At 65.1% G+C, this 18976-nt stretch carries 17 protein-coding genes; 4 read left to right on the top strand and 13 right to left on the bottom strand.

Features of this window, described 5'->3' with window-relative positions:
• The first annotated feature begins 11 nt into the window (after positions 1–11).
• The 3 genes from qatD (at position 12) to N5D20_RS08240 (ending at position 2562) form a co-directional block, all read left to right on the top strand.
• Complete coding sequence (gene qatD / locus N5D20_RS08230; RefSeq protein WP_016448858.1) at positions 12–761, top strand: Qat anti-phage system TatD family nuclease QatD; 750 nt, start codon at positions 12–14, stop codon at positions 759–761.
• A 71-nt stretch (positions 762–832) separates the two neighbouring features.
• Positions 833–2101 (top strand): hypothetical protein, encoded by a 1269-nt coding sequence (locus N5D20_RS08235; protein WP_016448859.1) that lies wholly within the window; start codon positions 833–835, stop codon positions 2099–2101.
• 101 nt (positions 2102–2202) lie between these two features.
• Entirely contained in the window at positions 2203–2562 is a 360-nt protein-coding gene (locus N5D20_RS08240) for an AlpA family phage regulatory protein (RefSeq protein WP_016448860.1), read from the top strand.
• Positions 2563–2578: 16 nt separating this feature from the next.
• On the opposite strand, the gene N5D20_RS08245 is transcribed toward N5D20_RS08240, so the two are convergent.
• The 10 genes from N5D20_RS08245 to N5D20_RS08290 form a co-directional block, all read right to left on the bottom strand.
• Complete coding sequence (locus N5D20_RS08245; RefSeq protein WP_016448861.1) at positions 2579–3103, bottom strand: hypothetical protein; 525 nt, start codon at positions 3101–3103, stop codon at positions 2579–2581.
• A gap of 4 nt (positions 3104–3107) precedes the next feature.
• Positions 3108–3380, bottom strand: coding sequence for a hypothetical protein (locus tag N5D20_RS08250; RefSeq protein ID WP_279914389.1), 273 nt, complete (start codon positions 3378–3380; stop codon positions 3108–3110).
• Positions 3381–3442: 62 nt separating this feature from the next.
• The gene (locus N5D20_RS08255; RefSeq protein ID WP_016448863.1) at positions 3443–4702 is read right to left on the bottom strand and encodes a site-specific integrase; all 1260 of its coding nucleotides are present in this window, start codon (positions 4700–4702) and stop codon (positions 3443–3445) included.
• 301 nt (positions 4703–5003) lie between these two features.
• Complete coding sequence (guaA, locus tag N5D20_RS08260; protein ID WP_005413109.1) at positions 5004–6569, bottom strand: glutamine-hydrolyzing GMP synthase; 1566 nt, start codon at positions 6567–6569, stop codon at positions 5004–5006.
• Complete coding sequence (locus N5D20_RS08265) at positions 6566–7042, bottom strand: hypothetical protein (RefSeq protein WP_197578706.1); 477 nt, start codon at positions 7040–7042, stop codon at positions 6566–6568. The genes guaA and N5D20_RS08265 overlap by 4 nt, the downstream gene beginning before the upstream one ends.
• 107 nt (positions 7043–7149) lie before the next feature.
• On the bottom strand, positions 7150–8607 hold the full coding sequence (guaB, locus tag N5D20_RS08270; protein WP_005416248.1) for an IMP dehydrogenase: 1458 nt from the start codon (positions 8605–8607) through the stop codon (positions 7150–7152).
• A gap of 449 nt (positions 8608–9056) precedes the next feature.
• Positions 9057–9935: a bifunctional methylenetetrahydrofolate dehydrogenase/methenyltetrahydrofolate cyclohydrolase FolD gene (folD, locus tag N5D20_RS08275; RefSeq protein ID WP_049402332.1), complete on the bottom strand. Its 879-nt coding sequence runs from the start codon at positions 9933–9935 to the stop codon at positions 9057–9059.
• A gap of 173 nt (positions 9936–10108) precedes the next feature.
• Positions 10109–11938, bottom strand: coding sequence for a monovalent cation:proton antiporter-2 (CPA2) family protein (locus tag N5D20_RS08280; RefSeq protein WP_197578684.1), 1830 nt, complete (start codon positions 11936–11938; stop codon positions 10109–10111).
• A 323-nt stretch (positions 11939–12261) separates the two neighbouring features.
• Positions 12262–13503, bottom strand: a complete 1242-nt coding sequence (gene moeB / locus N5D20_RS08285) for a molybdopterin-synthase adenylyltransferase MoeB (RefSeq protein ID WP_197578685.1) — start codon at positions 13501–13503, stop codon at positions 12262–12264.
• A gap of 49 nt (positions 13504–13552) precedes the next feature.
• On the bottom strand, positions 13553–14476 hold the full coding sequence (locus N5D20_RS08290; protein ID WP_197578707.1) for a LysR family transcriptional regulator: 924 nt from the start codon (positions 14474–14476) through the stop codon (positions 13553–13555).
• Between the two features lie 106 nt (positions 14477–14582).
• Between N5D20_RS08290 and N5D20_RS08295 the strand changes: the two genes are divergently transcribed.
• Entirely contained in the window at positions 14583–15617 is a 1035-nt protein-coding gene (locus tag N5D20_RS08295; RefSeq protein WP_197578686.1) for an alcohol dehydrogenase catalytic domain-containing protein, read from the top strand.
• Between the two features lie 61 nt (positions 15618–15678).
• On the opposite strand, the gene der is transcribed toward N5D20_RS08295, so the two are convergent.
• The 3 genes from der to N5D20_RS08310 are packed head-to-tail and all read right to left on the bottom strand — an operon-like array spanning position 15679 to position 18940.
• The gene (gene der / locus N5D20_RS08300; protein ID WP_049453247.1) at positions 15679–17076 is read right to left on the bottom strand and encodes a ribosome biogenesis GTPase Der; all 1398 of its coding nucleotides are present in this window, start codon (positions 17074–17076) and stop codon (positions 15679–15681) included.
• Positions 17077–17093: 17 nt separating this feature from the next.
• Positions 17094–18302: an outer membrane protein assembly factor BamB gene (bamB, locus tag N5D20_RS08305; protein WP_010484593.1), complete on the bottom strand. Its 1209-nt coding sequence runs from the start codon at positions 18300–18302 to the stop codon at positions 17094–17096.
• Positions 18302–18940 (bottom strand): tetratricopeptide repeat protein, encoded by a 639-nt coding sequence (locus tag N5D20_RS08310; RefSeq protein ID WP_010484590.1) that lies wholly within the window; start codon positions 18938–18940, stop codon positions 18302–18304. Before N5D20_RS08310 ends, bamB begins: the two co-directional genes overlap by 1 nt.
• Between the last annotated feature and the right edge of the window lie 36 nt (positions 18941–18976).

Consider the following 18976-nt stretch of genomic DNA (forward strand, 5'->3'; position numbering starts at 1 on the left):
AGGATGCGCGCGTGATCGCCACTGCGGGGCTCGTGGACTTCCACTGCCATCTTGACCTCTACCCGAACCATGCCGCGGCGGTCCAAGACGCGGAGGCATCCGGCGTGTTCACTCTGACGGTGACGACGACACCTCGCGCCTGGCCTCGCAATCACGAACTAGCGCAGCGCACGAAGCATGTTCGCGCGGCACTAGGGCTGCATCCGCAATTGGTCGCGGAACGTGAAAGCGAGATCGAGCTATGGGATCAATACCTTGGGGAGACACGCTATATCGGCGAAGTCGGGTTGGACGCCGGCCCCCGGTACTTCAAGTCGCTCGATGCGCAGAAGCGAGTGTTCCAGCACGTGTTGCAGCGCTGCGCGCAGGCCGGTGACAAAATTATCACAGTCCACAGCATTAGATCGGCCAAGGCGGTACTCGATCTTGTCGAGGCACATCTACCGCCCGAGCGCGGAAAAATCGTTCTCCACTGGTTCACGGGAACAAAGAGCGAGGCGAATCGCGCGTTGGAGTTGGGCTGCTACTTCTCGATCAATGCGGGAATGCTGGGCAACGAGAGGCACGCACCGATGGTGCAGGCTATCCCTCTAGATCGGATGCTGACGGAAACCGATGGCCCCTTCACTCGCACTGGCGATAGACCTTCGCAGCCAAGCGATGTAGCGAGCGTCGTCGAGGAACTGGGGCGGTTGCATAGGCTACCTGCGAGCGACGTGGCCAGTCTCATTCGTGACAACCTACGAGCGATTCTCGTATAGCTGGAGGTGGAACACTCCGAGGAGAAAAACCCAAAGCTATCGGCATATATTTCCAACCCGAAGAGTGGTCCATGCCCGACATTCCCATTGCCGACGCTCTGTTCTCCGCTCTCCTCAGTCGTGACGCGGATGCACTCGATGCGATCGAGGCAAATCACGCCGCCGAATGCGCATTCATTCGCACTGTCATCTGCACCGATGCTTCGGGTGCCGTTGACTTAGACCTCGGGCTCAGCGTGTCCTCCAGCGACTACGTGACCTCGTTTTTTGAAGGGCCGCGTGCGTTCTTCATGTCGGCCGGAACCAGCGTCCATGCCCGTCTCACAGGTGGTAGGTCGAACGTGCTGATCGACTTCTCTCTCAGCTTCGACTCGAATTTCGCAGAGAAGCTGCGTGCAGTCATCGCCGGCGAGAACATTCAGCGGGCTGATCGCGATAGGGTCATCGAAATTCTCATGCTGAAGGCTCGAAACCGCCATGTGCAGTTCGATGTGATGCCGTTTCTCATCGAGAACACGCGCATGGCCCGTAACGAGCCCTCAAACGAGCGCCCCCTGAATACGCTGATCGCTTTCCGCATGCTCGACCACCTGAATTGGCATGCCTTTCAGGATGATCCCAGCCGCTTCGCTTTCGATGCTTCATACGAGGACCTGAAAGCCCTGCTCCGGCCCGATGCCGAAGCCTTCCTGGCGGAGTTTCAAGCCAGTGAGCATATCGATCATCACGAAGCAAAGAGCGCTGGAGCGCAGGCGCTGCTACTGCGGTTCGCTCGACTTTGGCATGAGGAACGCAAACGGGACAAGAATCGCATCCTGCGTGAATTGCTCCGTTTCAGCATCCATAAACTAGGGTCGATCCCGCTTACCGAATTGCGGCTGATCTGGAGTAGCATGACCTCTAGCCAGGGATCGCCATTCTTCGGCCCCATCATGGGCAGTTCCCCTGAGATGTTGCAGAAGATTCGCGGCATGGCCTGGGACATGACATTGCTCCGCGTTATGGAGCAAATCGCCACAGCTAGCCAGGCCGGCTCCTTCTTCATCCCCTATTTCGTGTCAATGGATCGCCGCTGGCGCCATCTCCTTAGCTTAAATCCTGTGAGGTTGATGCTGATCGACGACGCGCATCGACGCGTGCTTTTCGCACGGACCGATGAACTAGAGTTCCAGCGCGTGCTGGGAGAGTGCATGCAGACCGCATTTCAGTTGGAGATGGCACCTGAAAGGGTCGAGGCTCGCCGCAGGGCGGCGCAGACCGTTGAATTGAACGCAATGAAGCAGCTCGTCGCCGAAGAAGAGCCATTGGCTCGAACAAGAGCTGCAGTAGCCGTCGAGTGAAATCGAAAGACACCGCAAGAGCGCTTGAGTTCGCTGTTCTACGCCGCAGCAAGTTGTCCCGATAGGCACTGAACTTCACCATGTCTCCATGCAGCGCACTCATGGAGTCCGAGGTGGAACAGCTATCGCAAACATCCAACGCGCTCCCCTTGCCGGGAACGGAAGCCTACGAGGCGCTGCCGCAGTTCCCGAAGCAAAGCCCCCTTCCCTTCCGGCGCACCATTCGCCGCCAAGAACTGCGGCAGATCGTCCCTCTGGCCGAAACGACGATCTACGAAATGGAGCGCCGCGGTGAGTTCCCGCGCCGCTTCAACCTGACACCGCGCTGCGTCGTGTGGGACTTGGCCGAAGTGGAAGCGTGGGTCGAGCAGCGCAAGCAAGCTCCTCGCAGCGGCGTCTCGAAGCCCGATGTCCATCTACGGAAAATCCGCCCTGTTCGGGCGGGTTCGAGAGAGGAATGAAGCGGAGCTACGGCGGTTATCCCACCAAGGCTTCCAGCTCCTTGGACGCCGAGTGTGACACCCGGCGGCCTTCTTTCGCCACATTGACCTGCAAGGCCACCCGCGCCACCTCCTGAACGTCCCTGGTCAGCGAATAGCTGCCCTTGGCCTGCAACCAGGCCAGCACGTCCGCCAGGTGCCAGATCGACGCACTGCCTTCATGCACCGGCGCCGGGAAGCTGCCCGGATGGGCCAGCATCAGCTTGCGCATGTTCTGCCGCGACACGCCGACGATCTCGGCCACATCGGTCAACCCGACGAGATCCGGCGCCACCTCGATCAACCTGGCCGACGGTACGGCGCTGCGCACGTCGGCCAACGCGCTGCGCACGGCCGCGTCCGCGCTGTCCGCCTCTCGGGTGAACTCCAACGCCAGCCGCCCCGGCTGGCCGATACCGACCAGGGCATCGTCGCAGCCGGCCTCGCCCAGACGCTCGACCAGGCCATCCGGGTCGCTGTCGTCTTCGGTGAGCTGGTACTTCAGGGTGAAGGTGTATTCCATCGTGCTACTCCTCGGCACCGCCTTCAGCCTCGCGCTGCTTGCGATGCGTGGTGCAGTTGACGACACGCCGCAGAGCGCGTGCGTGGTTGCCAGGGTTCTTCGGCGTGCTCCATACGCTGGTGATGCAGAACTCGCCGCAGCGACACTCCTCATCGTTGTATGGGCAATAAATCCGCCCCCAGGCGTGGCTGCCACCGACTTCGACGCGCCAACCCTGCCCTTCGGCGTGCCTGAGAGCTTCCTCGACCTCCTTCTTCGGATGAGAGGGACGGGCCATCAGTGATCTCCAGTATCGGGGTGACCGGCCTAGGTTGTCAAGTGACAACCTAGGCCGCCATTTCAGACCGTCGCGCTCAACACCGGCACGACCACATGCTCCGGCATCAGCCTCGGCACGTAGGTCTGCCCGTCGATCCAGGCATCAACCATGTTGGCCCACTCCTGCAGCATGTGACGCCGCTGCTCGGCGTACTCGGCCTTGTTGTAGACCGAGCGCGAGGAGCGCCCGCTTTCCTCATGCGCTAGGCACTTCTCGATCCAGTCGCGGTTGAAGCCCACCTCGTTCAGCAGCGTCGAGCCGGTGCGACGCAGATCGTGCACGGTGAACGGTTCCAGCGGCAGGCCGGCGGCCTTGGCCCGCTCTGCCACGATCTGCGTGACCCGGTTCAAGGTCGCATGGGACATGCAGCGGTCGGAGTCGTAGCGCGACGGCAGCACGAATTTCGAGCCGGCTGCGCAGGTATGCAGCGCCACGAAGATGTCGAGCGCCTGGCGCGACAGATAGACCACGTGCGGATTGCGCCCTTTCATGCGCTGTTTCGGGATCGTCCAGGTGGCGCTCTCAAAATCGACCTCGTCCCACGTGGCCTCGATCAGCTCGCTTTTGCGCACCAGCGTCAGGACGATCATCCGCAACGCCAGCCGGATGGTCGGATAGGTGGCCACCGACTCCATCTGCCGCGACATCAACCGGATTTCCAGCGGTGACAAGGCACGATCCTTCGGCACGAAGGTCGCGATCGACGCCGCGCCCACGTCGTCGGCCGGGTTGTCCACCTTCTCGCCGTGCAGGATGGCGAAGGCGTAGACCTGCTTCACGATGTCGCGGATGTGGACCGCGGTGGCAGGCGCGCCGCGCGCCTTCACCTTGTTGCAGAGGGCGCGCAGGTCATCGGCCGCGATTTCGTTGAGCTGCCGGTTCTGGAACGCCGGCAGGATGTCCCGATCGATGATGCTCTTGCGCATCGCCTTCGTGCTGTCGGCCATCCGGGCGCCCGCCAGCCACTTTTCGGTCATGTCGCCAAAGGTCTTGGCGGCGGTCAGTCGGCGCTTCTCGCGCTGCTTCTCCAGCGCGGGGGATTTACCCTGGGCGACGGCCTTCTTGGCGTCGATCAGCTTTTCGCGGGCCAGGGCCAGCGAGATGCCTGCCGGCCCGTAGCGGCCGATGGTCAGCGTCTCACGGCGACCGTTGAGACGGTAATCGTAGCGGAAGGTGACGGTACCGACGGGCGATACCGTCACGTACATGCCATCGCGGTCAAAAGCCTTATAAGTCTTGGGCTTAGGCTTGAGGTTGCGCAGTGCGGTGTCGGTAAGCATCGAGGTTTTTCCTCCTGTTCGTGACGGCTTTTACCGTCAGGGGCCAGGAGACCTGCTGATGCTCGGAAAGCCGCATGAAACAAGCTTTCCCGAGGAGACTTTTACCGTCAAAGACCGGTTTAGTCTGGATAGTAAACGGGAGGGTCTTAATCCAGCCCCCGGTTCGTACCGTCAGTTCTACCGCCAACCTGTTTTGCTGGCCGGCGATAGTCACCGATAGCTGTCGTGACGCATTTCCTTCTAAATCAACACGTTATGACAGAATTTCGATAGCTGGCGATAGTCTCCGAAGGACCTGATTTCACTCCCACTCAATGGTCGCCGGCGGCTTCCCCGAGATGTCATAGACAACCCGCGACACCCCCCGCAACTCATTGATGATCCGGTTGCTCACCGTACCCAGGAACTCATACGGCAGATGCGCCCAATGCGCCGTCATGAAGTCGATTGTCTCCACGGCCCGCAGCGCAATCACCCACTCGTAAGCCCGCGCGTCGCCCACCACGCCCACCGACTTCACCGGCAGGAACACAGCAAACGCCTGGCTGGTCTTGTCGTACAGGTCCGCCTTGCGCAGCTCATCAATGAAGATGGCATCGGCCTTGGCCAGCAGCTCGGCGTACTCGCGCTTCACCTCGCCCAGAATGCGCACACCCAGGCCCGGGCCCGGGAACGGGTGGCGGTAGACCATGGTGCGCGGCAGGCCCAGCTCCACGCCCAGGCGGCGCACTTCGTCCTTGAACAGCTCGCGCAGCGGCTCCACCAGGCCCAGCTTCATGTGCTCCGGCAGGCCGCCCACGTTGTGGTGGCTCTTGATCACATGCGCCTTGCCGGTCTTGCTGCCAGCCGACTCGATCACGTCCGGGTAGATGGTGCCCTGCGCCAGCCACTTGGCGTTCTTCAGCTTGTTCGACTCTTCATCGAAGATCTCAACGAACAGGTTGCCGATGATCTTGCGCTTGGCTTCCGGGTCGCTTACGCCTTCCAGCGCGGCGAAGTAACGGTCGGCAGCGTTCACGCGCACAACCTTTACGCCCATGTGCTCGGCGAACATCGCCATCACCTGGTCGCCTTCCTGCCAGCGCAGCAGGCCGGTATCCACGAACACGCAGGTCAGCTTCTCGCCGATGGCCTTGTGCAGCAGCGCGGCCACCACGGACGAATCAACGCCGCCGGACAGGCCCAGGATCACTTCGTCATCGCCCACCTGTTCGCGCACGCGGGCGATCTGGTCGTCGATGATGTTGGCGGCGGTCCACAGGGTCTGGCAACCGCACACGTCCACCACGAAGCGGCGCAGCAGCGCCTGGCCCTGCAGGGTGTGGGTCACTTCCGGGTGGAACTGCACGCCGTACCAGCGCTTTTCTTCGTTGGCCATGGCGGCCACCGGAATGCGGTCGGTGGTGGCGGTGATGGTGAAGCCGGGCGGCGCAACGGAGACGTGGTCGCCGTGGCTCATCCAGACATTCAGCTTCGGCTCGCCGCCGTGGTCGCTCAGGCCCTTGAACAGTGCATCCGGGTTGATCACGTTCACTTCGGCGTGGCCGAATTCGCGCTGATCCGCCGCCTCGGTGGCACCGCCCAGCTGCGCGGCCAGGGTCTGCATGCCGTAGCAGATGCCGAAGATCGGCAGGCCGCTGTCGAACACTTCCTGCGGCGCGGCCGGGGCACCCGGCAGCGTGGTCGATTCCGGGCCACCGGACAGGATGATGCCCTTGGCGCCAAACGCCGCGATCTCGGCCGGGTTGTGGTCCCAGGCCCAGATTTCGCAGTAGACGCCCAGCTCGCGGATGCGGCGGGCGATCAGCTGCGTGTACTGTGCGCCGAAATCGAGGATGAGGATCTTGTCGTTATGGATGTTGGTCATGGTGCCGTTCCAGTGGTGTTTTTCACAGCGCCCGGCGCTTCAAGGCTCTGCGTCAGCGTGGCGATGAACGCCTCGCGTTGTTGAATATGTGAGGGGTCTTCCTCGTCCCAGCGCAGCATCAGCAGGCCATGCGGTGCGTTGGGGTTGGGGCGGTCAGCGCGCCGCAGTTCGGCGATTTCCTGCACTTCAGTGCCGGGCACGATGCGTCGTTGCAGCGCCGCCATCGAGAAGCCCGACTCCGCAGCGCCCCAGGACGCCCACCGCACGCTCATCCGCGCGGGCTCCAGCGGACCCAGTACCGGCGTCAGCACCGGATCATCCGGCCCGTGCAGCAGCTCGGTGATGCATTGCAGCGTGACCTGCAGCGGGCGCTCGCCGGTGCCTTTCAGCAGCCAGCGCTGCTCGCCTGCGGCCTGCACCTGCCAGCCCTTCGGCAGCGAGAACGCGTTCTGGCATGCCTGCACGTCCTGCAATTGCGAAACCGCCGCGCCCGGAGACCCGGAGCGCGGCGGCGGTTCGGACAACGAACAGCCTGCCATCAGCAGGCTGCCCGTAATCGCAAGAGCAGTTCGCAAGCGCATCAGGCGCGGTAGTTCGGCGGCTCTTTGGTGATGGTCACGTCGTGGACGTGGCTCTCACGCTGGCCGGCGCCGCTGATCTTCACGAACTTGGGCTTGCTGCGCATGTCTTCGATGGTCGCGCAGCCCACGTAGCCCATGGTGGCGCGCAGGCCGCCCATCAGCTGGTGGATGATGCCGCCCACCGGGCCGCGGTACGGCACGCGGCCTTCGATGCCTTCCGGCACCAGCTTGTCGGCGGTGGCGGCGTCCTGGAAGTAGCGGTCCTTCGACCCCTTCTCCATCGCAGCCAGCGAACCCATGCCGCGGTAGCTCTTGTACGAACGACCCTGGTACAGCTCGGTCTCGCCCGGCGACTCTTCGGTACCGGCCAGCAGGCCGCCGACCATGATGGTCGAGGCACCGGCGGCCAGCGCCTTGCCGATGTCGCCCGAGTAGCGGATGCCACCGTCGGCGATCAGCGGAATGCGGTCCTGCAGCGCTTCGGCCACCAGATCGATGGCGGTGACCTGCGGCACGCCGACACCGGCGACGACGCGCGTGGTGCAGATCGAGCCCGGGCCGATGCCCACCTTCACTGCATCCGCGCCGCTATCCAGCAGCGCCAGTGCGGCTTCGCCGGTGCAGATGTTGCCACCGATGACCTGCACGTTCGGGAAGTTCTTCTTGACCCAGCTGACGCGGTCCAGCACGCCCTGCGAGTGGCCGTGCGCGGTATCGACCACGATCACGTCCACGCCCGCGGCGACCAGCGCTTCCACGCGGCGATCGGTATCGCCACCGACGCCGACGGCCGCGCCGACCAGCAGGCGGGTCGACAGATCCTTGGCAGCATTGGGAAAGTCGGTGTTCTTCTGGATGTCCTTGACGGTGATCAGGCCACGCAGTTCGAACGAGTCATTGACCACCAGCACCTTTTCGATGCGGTTGCGGTGCAGCAGCTGCAGCACTTCGTCAGACGCGGCGCCTTCCTTGACCGTGATCAGGCGATCCTTCTTGGTCATGATGTGGCGGACCGGATCGTCCAGCTCGGTTTCAAAGCGCATATCGCGGTGGGTCACGATGCCGGCCAGCTGGCCGTCGCTGCCCACCACCGGCACGCCGGAGATGTTGTGCGCCTGGGTCAGGGCCAGCACGTCGCGGATGGTGGTTTCCGGGCCGACGGTGATCGGGTCGCGGATGACACCGGCCTCGAACTTCTTGACCTTGGCCACTTCCGCGGCCTGCTGTTCCAGGCTGAGATTCTTGTGGATGATGCCCATGCCGCCGAGCTGGGCCATGGCGATGGCCAGGCGGGCTTCGGTGACGGTATCCATGGCTGCGGACAGGATCGGAAGCTTCAGCTTCAGGTCGCGAGTCAACCGCGTTTCGAGGTTGACGTCCTTGGGCAGGATGGTCGAGTGGGCGGGGACGAGCGAGACGTCGTCGTAAGTGAGTGCTTCAGCCTGGATGCGCAGCATCGGCATACCCGAGATGTGGGGAAGCGCGACATTTTACCCTGTTTTCGCGCCGCGTGGCAGGGGGTAGATGCGACGCAGTGTCGCGCGGGCGGTGATTGGTTCAGGGGGCGGTGAAACCTGCCTCGGTGGGTGCGGACCGTTGGTCCGCACTACCTTCATACACCTGTGCACCGGCATTGTGCCGACCAACGGTCGGCACCCACCTTGACCTTGAGAGGATCACCTGGGCCAGCCCTGGGGCATCTTTGGTAGGTGCGGACCGTTGGTCCGCACTACCCTTCAGACACCTGTGCGCCAGCATTGTGCCGACCAACGGTCGGCACCCACCAGGAGCACATCTCGAGCACATCTCGCGAGCCGACCCAAGGGCCAGATCCAGCCGCTTCAGGTGGGTGCGGACCGTTGGTCCGCACTTTCCCTCAGACACCTGAGAACAGCCCCAGGTGAGGTCAGCTCAGCGCTTCCGCGGCTTCCAGGGTGTTCTGCATCAGCGTGGCCACGGTCATCGGGCCCACGCCACCCGGCACCGGGGTGATCCAGCTCGCCCGCTGGGCAGCGGCCTCAAACCCAACATCGCCCACCAGGCGGCCGTCGTCCAGCCGGTTGATGCCCACATCGATCACCACCGCGCCCGGCTTCACCCATTCGCCCGGCACGATGCCCGGGCGGCCGACCGCCACCACCAGGATGTCGGCGTTGCGCACGGCCTGTTCCAGCACGTCCTTGGGGGTGAACTTGTGGCAGCTGGTCACGGTGCAGCCGGCAATCAGCAGTTCCAGGCCCATCGGGCGGCCGACGTGGTTGCTCACGCCCACGATGGTGGCGTTGCGGCCACGCACCGGCTGGTCGGTGTGGCCCAGCAGCGTGGTGATGCCGCGCGGGGTGCACGGGCGCAGGCCGAACTCGCGCAGGGCCAGGTGGCCGACGTTTTCCGGGTGGAAGCCGTCCACGTCCTTGCGCGGATCGATGCGCTGGATCAGCCGGCGCGCGTCGGGGATGCCCGGCAGCGGCAGCTGGATCAGGATGCCGTTGATCTTGGGATCGGCGTTGAGCTGGTCGATCAGGTCGAGCAGCTCGGCTTCGGTGGTGCCAGCCGGCAGGTCGTAGTCGTGTGCCTCGATGCCGACCTTCTCGGCGGCGCGGCGCTTGTTGCGCACGTACACGGTCGAGGCCGGGTCGCCACCGACCAGCACCACGGCCAGGCCCGGACGGCTGCCACCGGCGGCCACGCGGGCGTCGACGCGCACCTTCAGGCTGTCGAGCAGGTCCTCGGCGATACGGCGGCCATCAAGGATGCGGGCAGGATGCTGGGGGGCGGAATCGGTCATCGGAGGCAGGCGTGGGGCGGCGGGGACGCTATTGTCCCCGATTCAGGCCCCCTCGCCCACCGCCGCGACGCCGACCGACCCGGCCCTGTAGAGCCGAGCCTACGCTCGGCTCACGCGCGTAGCGCGGCTTTATCGCAACCTGACCGAAGAGCAAGCCGAGCATGGGCTCGGCTCTACTCCTCTTCCGGCACATCCTGCGGGTTCAGGGTCTTGCTCTCGCGCTTCGGCGCGGTGAACGGCGTCGGCGTCGGCACGCCCTGCGGGCTGTTGCCATAGATCATCCGCGCACCTGCATTCAGACCACCACCGGCAATTTCCAGCTCAAAACGCTCGGCATCGCGGCGACGGATCTGCTCGGCAATCTCCACCGCATCGTCTTCGTCCGCACCCAGCTCCACCAGCGCGGCCTGGCCGAACAGCACGGCCGATTCAAACGTCTCGCGGATCTGGAAATCGACGCCGGCATGGATCAACCGCAGCGAATGCTCACGGTCGAATGAACGCACCATCAGCTTGGCCTGCGGGAACTCGTGCGCCACCAGTTCAACAATGCGGTCGGCGGCTTCGGCCTTGTCCACGCACACCGCGATCGCGCGTGCAGTGGCGGCGCCGGACGCATGCAGCACATCCAGCCGCGTGCCGTCGCCGTAGTAGATCTTGAAACCGAAGCGCGCGGCGCTCTGGATCATTTCCACATCGTTGTCGATGATGGTCACGTCCACGTCGCGCGCCAGCAGCGACTGGCTGGCGACCTGGCCGAAGCGACCGAAGCCGATCAGCAGCACGCTGCCGGACAGGCCCTCGGCCTCGTCCACGCCATCCATGTTCACCGTCGGCTTCGGCGCGATGCGCTTGTAGACCAGCACCACCAGCGGGGTCAGCGCCATCGACAGCACCACCACGGCGGTGAAGTTGGCATTGATCTCCAGGTTGATCACGCCGGCCGATGCCGCGGCGGAGAACAGCACGAAAGCGAACTCGCCGCCCTGCGCCATCAGCACGCCACGGTCCAGCGCCTGCGCGTGGTCGCTGCCCATGATGCGCGCGACCACGTAGATGCACAGCGCCTTGGCCGCCATCAGCGCCAGCACCAGGCCGAGGATCAGCTGCCAGTTGCCCGCCACCACGCCCAGGTCCAGCGCCATGCCCACGCTGAGGAAGAACAGGCCGAGCAGGATGCCGCGGAACGGTTCGATGTCCGCTTCGATCTGGTGGCGGAAGGTCGATTCGCTCAGCAGCACGCCGGCCAGGAACGCGCCCATCGCCATCGACAGGCCGGACAGCTGCATCAGTAGTGCCGCACCCAGCACCACCAGCAGCGCGGCGGCGGTCATCACCTCGCGCGCCTTCGATTCGGCCAGCACGCGGAACAACGGGTTGAGCAGGAAGCGGCCGACCAGCACCAGGCCGACGATGGCACCGACGCCGATCGCCACCGACAGCCAGCGCGAACCCTCGCCATCGGCACTGCCCGCACTGGGGCCCATCCAGGCCACCAGCGCCAGCAACGGGACGATCAGCAGGTCTTCGAACAGCAGGATGGAGACGATCTTCTGCCCCGACGGCAGCGCGATGTCACCGCGCTCGGCCAGCAGCTGCATCACCACCGCAGTGGAGGTGAGCACGAAACCGGTGGCGCCGATGAAGGCCACCTGCCACGGCAGGCCGAACAGTTTGGCGATGCTGGTCAGCACCAGCGCACAGGTGACGATCTGCAGCGTGCCCAGCCCGAAGATCTCCTTGCGCAGGCTCCACAGGTGCGAGGGCCGCATTTCCAGGCCGATCACGAACAGGAACATCACCACGCCGAGCTCGGCGGTATGCAGGATCGCCTGCGGGTCGGAGAACCAGCCCAGCCCGAACGGTCCGATCGCCAGGCCAGCGGCGAAGTAGCCCAGCACCGAGCCCAGGCCGGCCCGGCGGAACAAAGGCACCATCACCACCGCCGCGCCCAACAGGGCGACGACCTTGACCAGCTCGCTGGTCGCTGCTTCTACCGCCATGCGGTGTGTTCCCCAAGATCCAGAATCGGGTTCAACAATAGAGCAATGCCGATGACGGCAATAGCACGCATGTTGCGTCGGATTGTCTTGGAGGTGGAACGATGCAGGGAATGACCCCCAACATCATCCCGAAACCATGCACGTGCTTCAGTGGGTGCCATGACCTGTAGAGCCGAGCCCACGCTCGGCTGCTCTTCGTGCCGAGGCCAGAAGCAGCCGAGCATGGGCTCGGCTCTACAGTAGATCCACGCCATGCGTGGATGGACGCCCAGCCGTCATGCCCCGGTAGATCCATGCCACGCGTGGATGCCGCCCGGTCGGATTCACCCGCCCCGGCAGAACGCGGCGTAATCGATATACCCCGGGAACGGCACGCCCGGCGCGCACACCGGGCACTGCGGGTCCGGCCGGATGCCGGTCTCGCGGAAGCGCATGCCCAGCGCATCGAAGCGCAGCAGGCGCCCGACCAGCGGCTCGCCGATGCCGAGCAGCAGCTTCAGCACCTCGGTGGCCTGCAGCACCCCAGCCAAGCCGGGCAACACGCCCAGCACACCGGCCTCGGAACAGTTCGGCGCAAACTCCGGCGGCGGCGGTTCGGGGAACAGGCAGCGGTAGCACGGCGCCACGCCACGCTGGCGGCCGGCATCAAACACGCTGACCTGGCCATCAAAGCGCTCGATGGCGGCATACACCAGCGGCTTGGCGTGCTTGATGCAGGCGTCGTTGAGCAGGTAGCGCAGCGGGAAGTTGTCCGACCCATCCAGCACCACATCCACTCCCTCCAGCAGCGCATCCACGTTCTCGGAGGTGACCCGCTCGGGCACCGCCTCGACGTCGATGGAGGGGTTCAGCGCCAGCAGGCGCTCGCGCGCGGAATCGACCTTGAGCTGGCCGACACTGGCTTCGGTATGCACGATCTGCCGGTGCAGGTTGCTGCGCTCCACCCGATCATGGTCGGCAAAGCGCAGGTGCCCTACCCCGGCCGCGGCCAGATAGAAGCCGGCTGGCGCACCCAAGCCGCCCGCGCCCAGCACCAGCACGCGTGATTGCTGCAGCCGGCGCTGGCCGGCCTCGCCCACCTGCGGCAGCAGCAGATGCCGCGAATAGCGATCATAGAAATCGCGGTCGGCGGCACTGGCCAGCGGCTGCACCAGCGGCAGCGACTGCTCGCGCCAGGCCACGGTACCGCCCGTCACTGAAGCGACCTGGGCGTACCCGGCCTCCAGCAGGAACTGCGCGGCATCGGCCGAGCGCTTGCCGCTCTGGCAGATCAGCAGGATCTCCTGGTCGCGCCGCGGCAGATGCGCGGCCGGGTCGGCCTGCAGCTCGCCCTTGGCCACGCCGCGCGCGCCTTCGGCCATGCCACCGGCCCGTTCGTGCGCCTCGCGCACATCGATCAGCACGGCGCCGTGGGCCAGGCGCTCGCGCGCCAGCGCGGGGGAAAGCTCTTGGATGCTCATGGCCGCATTATCACGCACGTTGCGCCGGCTCGCCTTGACCAGGATCTGTAGAGCCGAGCCTATGCTCGGCTGGCGCGCGGCGATGCGCGAAAAGCAGCCGAGCATAGGCTCGGCTCTACAGGTCCACCACAAGCGTAGCCCGGCGCTACCCGGTCTACCCGCGCCCGCCGTGCTGTTCCTGAAGAAGACCGATCAGCGCTTTCAGCCCGGGCGGCACATGCCGGTGGCCGGGGTAGTACAGCGAGAGGCCAGGAAATTCAGGACACCAGTCCTCAAGCAACCGCAGCAGGCGGCCATCGGCCAACGGTTCCAGTGCCAGATGCTCGGGAACGAAGGCGATGCCGATCCCTTCAATGGCCGCGTCGACCATCAACGGCTGGTCCGTCAGCGTGATCGGCCCGGAGACGTTCACCCGCTCGGTAGTGCCCTGGTGCTCGAACTCCCACCGGTAGATCGCCCCACTTTCAAAGCGGAAACGGATGCAGTCGTGCTGATGCAGATCCAGCGGCCGCAGTGGATGGCCACGCGCCTGCAGATACGCCGGCGAGGCCACCGCCGCGAAGCGCATCGGGGCGGTCACCGTAATCGCGACCATGTCCTGGGGCACGGCTTCGGTCAGGCGTATACCCGCATCGAAGCCCTCCGAAACGATATCGCCCAACCTGCCGTCACTGACGATGTCCAGGTGGACCTGCGGGTACTGGCGCAGGAACCGCGCAAGCACCGGCTTCAGTACGAGCCGTATGGCGCCCTCACTGGCGTTGATGCGGACCGTGCCGCGCGGCGTGCCCGCTTCGGAATCCACGGACTGCAGGGCCTCCTCGATCGAGGCCATGGCCGGCCGCAGTTTTTCCGCCAGGCGCTCCCCGGCGTCGGTCAGCGACACGCTGCGCGTGGTGCGATTGAACAGGCGCGCACCCAGCCGCTGCTCGAGCGCCTTGATCGCATGACTGATCGCCGACGGCGTGATGTTCAACTCTGCCGCAGCGCTGCGGAAGCTCCGATGCGCCGCCACCGCGAGGAAGGCAGTGAAGGCGGTCAGATCACCCCCGCTCGTTTGTTGAATACGGCTCACCATATCGTGAAATATTGAAGCGATTGTCTTGATAGTCAACCGATTCTACGCTCCGGGTGTCGGCGGGCACACGCCCTCGGCGCTCACCCACCGGGACAGGATCAAGACGATGAAGACGATGAAAGCGGTTGTGATGACCGGGCCGAATGCACCGTGGCAGGTCCAGGACGTGCCGCTGCCCGTGATCGAACCGGGCCAGGTGCTGGTCAAGGTCCACGCATCGGGCATGTGCTACACGGACGTGTGGGCAACCCAGGGCTATGGCGGCGACATCTACCCGCAGACACCGGGGCATGAAGTGGTCGGCGAGGTCGTGGAAGTGGGCGCGGGTGTGCACACGCGCCGGGTGGGTGATCGCGTGGGCACCTCATGGGTCCAATCCGCGTGCGGGCGCTGCCCCTACTGCCGCGAGAGCCGCCCCCTGTCCGGGCAGACCGCGATGAACTGCGATGCGCCCCGCACCACTGGCTTCGCCGCGCAGGGTGGACACGCACAGTACATCGCCATCTCCGCCGAAGGCACGGTACTGCTGCCTGACGGCCTCTCCTACGTGGACGCGGCGCCGATGATGTGTGCCGGATACACCACCTGGAGTGGGTTGCGCGATGCGGCGCCCCAGCCACGGGAGAAGATCGCGGTATTGGGTATCGGTGGACTGGGCCATGTCGCCCTGCAGCTGTCCAAGGCCTGTGGCTTCGAGACCATCGCCATCACCCATTCCGCGGACAAGCATGCGCTCGCCCAGCAGCTGGGCGCCGACAAGGTCGTGGCCAATGGCAAGGAGTTGAAGGCCATCGGCGGCGCCGACGTGCTGCTGGTGACCACCAATGAATTCAGCTCGGCCGAAGACGCGATGACCGGCCTGCGTGTCGACGGGCGCGTCGTGCTGTGCGGCCTGGACTTCAGCCAGCCCTTCTCGATCTCGTCCGAAGGCGTGCCGTTCCACATGATGCGCCAGCGCGTGATCGGCGCCACCCATGGTGGCCAGCACTACCTCAGCGAAGTGCTGCAGCTTGCCGCCGCCGGCAAGGTGAAGCCGATGGTCGAGACCTTTGATCTGGACCAGGCGACCGAGGCGTATGACCGTCTGTCGTCAGGAAGGATGAGGTTCCGTGGCGTGCTGTTGCCATGGGGCCACGCCTGAGCAAGGTGGCCGCCCATGCATCACAACGAAAAAGGCGGCCCTCAGGCCGCCTTTTTTTGCATCACTTGCCCTTGACGTGCTTCATCAAGCGCCGCTTGGCCTTGACCTGCCGCTCGGTGAGGACGTTCTTCTTGCCCTCGTACGGGTTGGTACCCTCGCGGAAGATGAAGCTCACCGGTGTGCCGATCAGCTTGAAGCGCTTGCGGAAGAAGTTCTCCAGGTAGCGCTTGTACGACTCCTGCAGCTCCTTCAGGCGCGTGCCGTGCACGATGAAGGTCGGCGGGTTGGCGCCGGCCGGGTGCACGTAGCGCAGCTTGGAGACATGGCCGCGGATGGTCGGCGGCGGGTTGGTCTCGTAAGCCACTTCCAGCGCCTTGTTCACTTCGCTGGTGGTGAAGGTCTTGTTCGCCGATTCATGCGCGCGGTGCACCGCACGGAACAGCTCACGCAGGCCCGAGCCATGCTTGGCCGAGATGCGCACCGACTCAGCCCACGGCACGAAGCCCAGCTTCAGCGACAGCATGGTTTCCGCCTGCTCGCGCTGGTACTCGGTCAGGCCGTCCCACTTGTTGATGGCGATCACCAGCGCGCGGCCGGCATCGAGCACGGCGCCGAGCACGGTGGCGTCCTGGTCGGTCACGCCTTCGGTGGCGTCGAGCATCAGCACGGCCACCTGGCACTGCTCGATCGACTGCATGGTCTTGACCACCGAGAACTTCTCGACGACCTCGTCCACGCGCGAACGACGGCGCAGGCCGGCGGTATCGATCAGGCGGTATTCGCGGCCGTCACGCTCCAGGTCCACCGCGATCGAGTCACGGGTGGTGCCCGGCACGTCGGAGGCGATCATGCGCTCCTCGCCAAGAATGCGGTTGACCAGCGTCGACTTGCCCACGTTCGGGCGGCCGACGAAGGCGATGCGGATGCGGTTCGGATCGTTGTCCAGCTCTTCGCCGCTGCCTTCTTCCGGCAGGCGCTGGACCACTTCGTCCAGCAGGTCGTCCAGGCCCTGGCGGTGCGCAGCCGACACGGTCAGCATCTCGCCGAAGCCGTAACGGGCGAACTCCGAACGCACGGTGTCCTCGTCGGTGCCGTCGATCTTGTTGATCAGAAGCAGCGTCGGGCGCGACAGCTTGCGCAGCCAGGCCAGGATCTCGTCGTCCATCGCCGACGTACCCTCACGGGCGTCAACCACGAACAGGATCAGGTCGGCTTCCGCCGCAGCGGCGCGGGCCTGGCGGGTGGTAGCCCCTGCCAGACCCTCTTCCTCTTCCGCGATACCGCCGGTATCCACGACGAGGAAATGGTTGTCCTCGTCGAGGCGGCAGACGCCGTAGTTGCGGTCGCGGGTGACGCCGGGCTGGTCATGGACCAGCGCGTCACGGGTGCGCGTAAGCGCATTGAAAATAGTCGACTTGCCGACATTCGGCCGTCCAACCAGGGCGACCAAAGGCAGCATCGCGATTACTCCAATTTTTAATTTGCCAACCGGAAGGCGGTCAGCTTGCCATCAACGTTCTGCACCAGCAGCACCCCGTCTACGACGACCGGCTGGGCCAGCAGGGCGTCGCCGCCACTTTTCGCCCGTGCCGCCATCGCACCATCGGAGGTCTGCAACCAGTGCACGTATCCCTTGTAGTCGCCGACCACGACGTAGTCGCCGTGCAGTGCCGGACCGGTCAGCGAGCGACGGGCCAGTGCGGTCTGCGACCACATCGCTGCGCCGCTGGCCTTGTCCAGGCCGAACACGCCGCCCTTGTTGTCGGTGACGAACACATTGCCAGACGAGACCGCCACACCACCGGCACCGCCATGGTCGCGCGCCCACAGCGGGCGACCGGTCGGGCCTTCGATGGCCATCGTCTGGTTCTTGAAGCTGCTCACGAACAGGGTGTTGCCATCCAGCACCGGCGCGCCGTCGACATCGGCCATGCGCTCCAGCTCGGTACGGCCTTCACCGTTGCCCACGTTCTGTTCCCACAGGGTGCGGCCATCCTGCTGGGCCAGGGCGGCAACCGCGCCCTCGTCCTTGCCGATGAACAGCACGCCCGGGCCGGTCACCACCGGCGCGTTGCCACGCACGGTCAGTGCCGGCAGCTCGCTCGGGTTGAACCACTTCTGGGTGCCGTTGCCGGCATCGAACGCGGTGATGCGGCCGTCATTGCTGCGCACGTAGACCGCGCCCTGGGCGATGGCCGGCGCGGCGATGACTTCACCCGGAACACGGGCGCGCCACTTCTCGCTGCCGTCGTTGATGTCCAGGGCGATGACCTGGCCATCCAGCGTGCCGATCACGACCAGGTTCTCACCGACCCCCGGGCCGCCGGACAGGCGCAGCTTGGCCTTCTTCTTTTCCTTCTTCGGCTCCCAGGTCCAGACCTTCTTGCCGGTCTGCAGGTCGATGGCGTGCACGCCACCGGTGAGCGCCGCAGCGAACACGTGGCCGTTGGCCACCGCCGGGCCCTGGCGCACGCCGATGCGGCGCTCGCCCTTGCCGAGGTTGACCGACCAGGCCTTGTTGACCTTCAGGGTCGGCTCGAACTTGACCAGCTCAGCCGGTTCCTGTGCCTTCTTCGCGGCCGCGTCCTTGCCGGCGAACCAGCCCTTCACGGTGCTGCAGCCGCTCAGGGCCATGCCCATCAGGAGCACGGTGGCGACGCGGGTGATCATGACCTTCTGACTCATCAAACCGACTCCGCAGGGGCGGCAACGGTGCCGCCGGCGTCCATAACCTTGGTTTCCAGCAGGCGCCGCTGCGGCGCTGCCACGTCCAGCGACTTCAGCGCTTTCTCGTACTGGCTCCGGGCGTCATCGCGCTTGCCCTGCGCCATCAGCGCGTCGCCATGGATTTCCAGGCTGCTGCTGTCAGTGGCGCTGCCCAGCAGCTTGATCGCCTCGTCACTCTTGCCGGTGGCCACCAGCAGGCGGGCCACACGCTGGTCGACCACGCGCTGCAGGTCACCTTCGACCTTCACGCCGCGCAGGGTGGCCAGGGCTTCTTCGTTCTTGCCGGCGTCGACCTGGGCCTTGGCCAGCTGCAGCGCGGCGAGGTCGCCGTAGATGCTGGACGGGCCGGCTTCGAGCGCCTTGACCGCCTTGGAGGCGTCGTCGAGCTTGTTCTGCTGCAGGCCAACGAGCGCCTTCTGGTACTCGACATTGGCCGAGGCCAGCTTGCCGCCCTGATCCTTCTGGTACCACTGCCAGCCGGCAATGGCACCGATGGCGATGACTACGCCACCGAGGATGCTGGCGCCATTCTTCCGCAGCCAGCTGCGGACGCGTTCACTTTGTTCGTGCTCGTCGAGCAGATCGTCGATCGCCATGCGTACTCTCGCCCCGCCCATCGGGAGGGACCATTG

Origin of the sequence: Stenotrophomonas sp. GD03877, assembly GCF_029840555.1 — a bacterium.
GTDB lineage: Bacteria > Pseudomonadota > Gammaproteobacteria > Xanthomonadales > Xanthomonadaceae > Stenotrophomonas > Stenotrophomonas geniculata.

Coding starts and splice junctions, on each gene's coding strand:
- guaA (WP_005413109.1), bottom strand. CDS start 6,569: ATGACCAACATCCATAACGACAAGATCCTCATCCTCGATTTCGGCGCA.
- N5D20_RS08240 (WP_016448860.1), top strand. CDS start 2,203: ATGGAGTCCGAGGTGGAACAGCTATCGCAAACATCCAACGCGCTCCCC.
- N5D20_RS08245 (WP_016448861.1), bottom strand. CDS start 3,103: ATGGAATACACCTTCACCCTGAAGTACCAGCTCACCGAAGACGACAGC.
- moeB (WP_197578685.1), bottom strand. CDS start 13,503: ATGCTCGGCTGCTTTTCGCGCATCGCCGCGCGCCAGCCGAGCATAGGC.
- N5D20_RS08290 (WP_197578707.1), bottom strand. CDS start 14,476: ATGGTGAGCCGTATTCAACAAACGAGCGGGGGTGATCTGACCGCCTTC.
- guaB (WP_005416248.1), bottom strand. CDS start 8,607: ATGCTGCGCATCCAGGCTGAAGCACTCACTTACGACGACGTCTCGCTC.
- N5D20_RS08295 (WP_197578686.1), top strand. CDS start 14,583: ATGAAGACGATGAAAGCGGTTGTGATGACCGGGCCGAATGCACCGTGG.
- N5D20_RS08235 (WP_016448859.1), top strand. CDS start 833: ATGCCCGACATTCCCATTGCCGACGCTCTGTTCTCCGCTCTCCTCAGT.
- folD (WP_049402332.1), bottom strand. CDS start 9,935: ATGACCGATTCCGCCCCCCAGCATCCTGCCCGCATCCTTGATGGCCGC.
- N5D20_RS08280 (WP_197578684.1), bottom strand. CDS start 11,938: ATGGCGGTAGAAGCAGCGACCAGCGAGCTGGTCAAGGTCGTCGCCCTG.
- N5D20_RS08255 (WP_016448863.1), bottom strand. CDS start 4,702: ATGCTTACCGACACCGCACTGCGCAACCTCAAGCCTAAGCCCAAGACT.
- bamB (WP_010484593.1), bottom strand. CDS start 18,302: ATGAGTCAGAAGGTCATGATCACCCGCGTCGCCACCGTGCTCCTGATG.
- der (WP_049453247.1), bottom strand. CDS start 17,076: ATGCTGCCTTTGGTCGCCCTGGTTGGACGGCCGAATGTCGGCAAGTCG.
- N5D20_RS08310 (WP_010484590.1), bottom strand. CDS start 18,940: ATGGCGATCGACGATCTGCTCGACGAGCACGAACAAAGTGAACGCGTC.
- N5D20_RS08250 (WP_279914389.1), bottom strand. CDS start 3,380: ATGGCCCGTCCCTCTCATCCGAAGAAGGAGGTCGAGGAAGCTCTCAGG.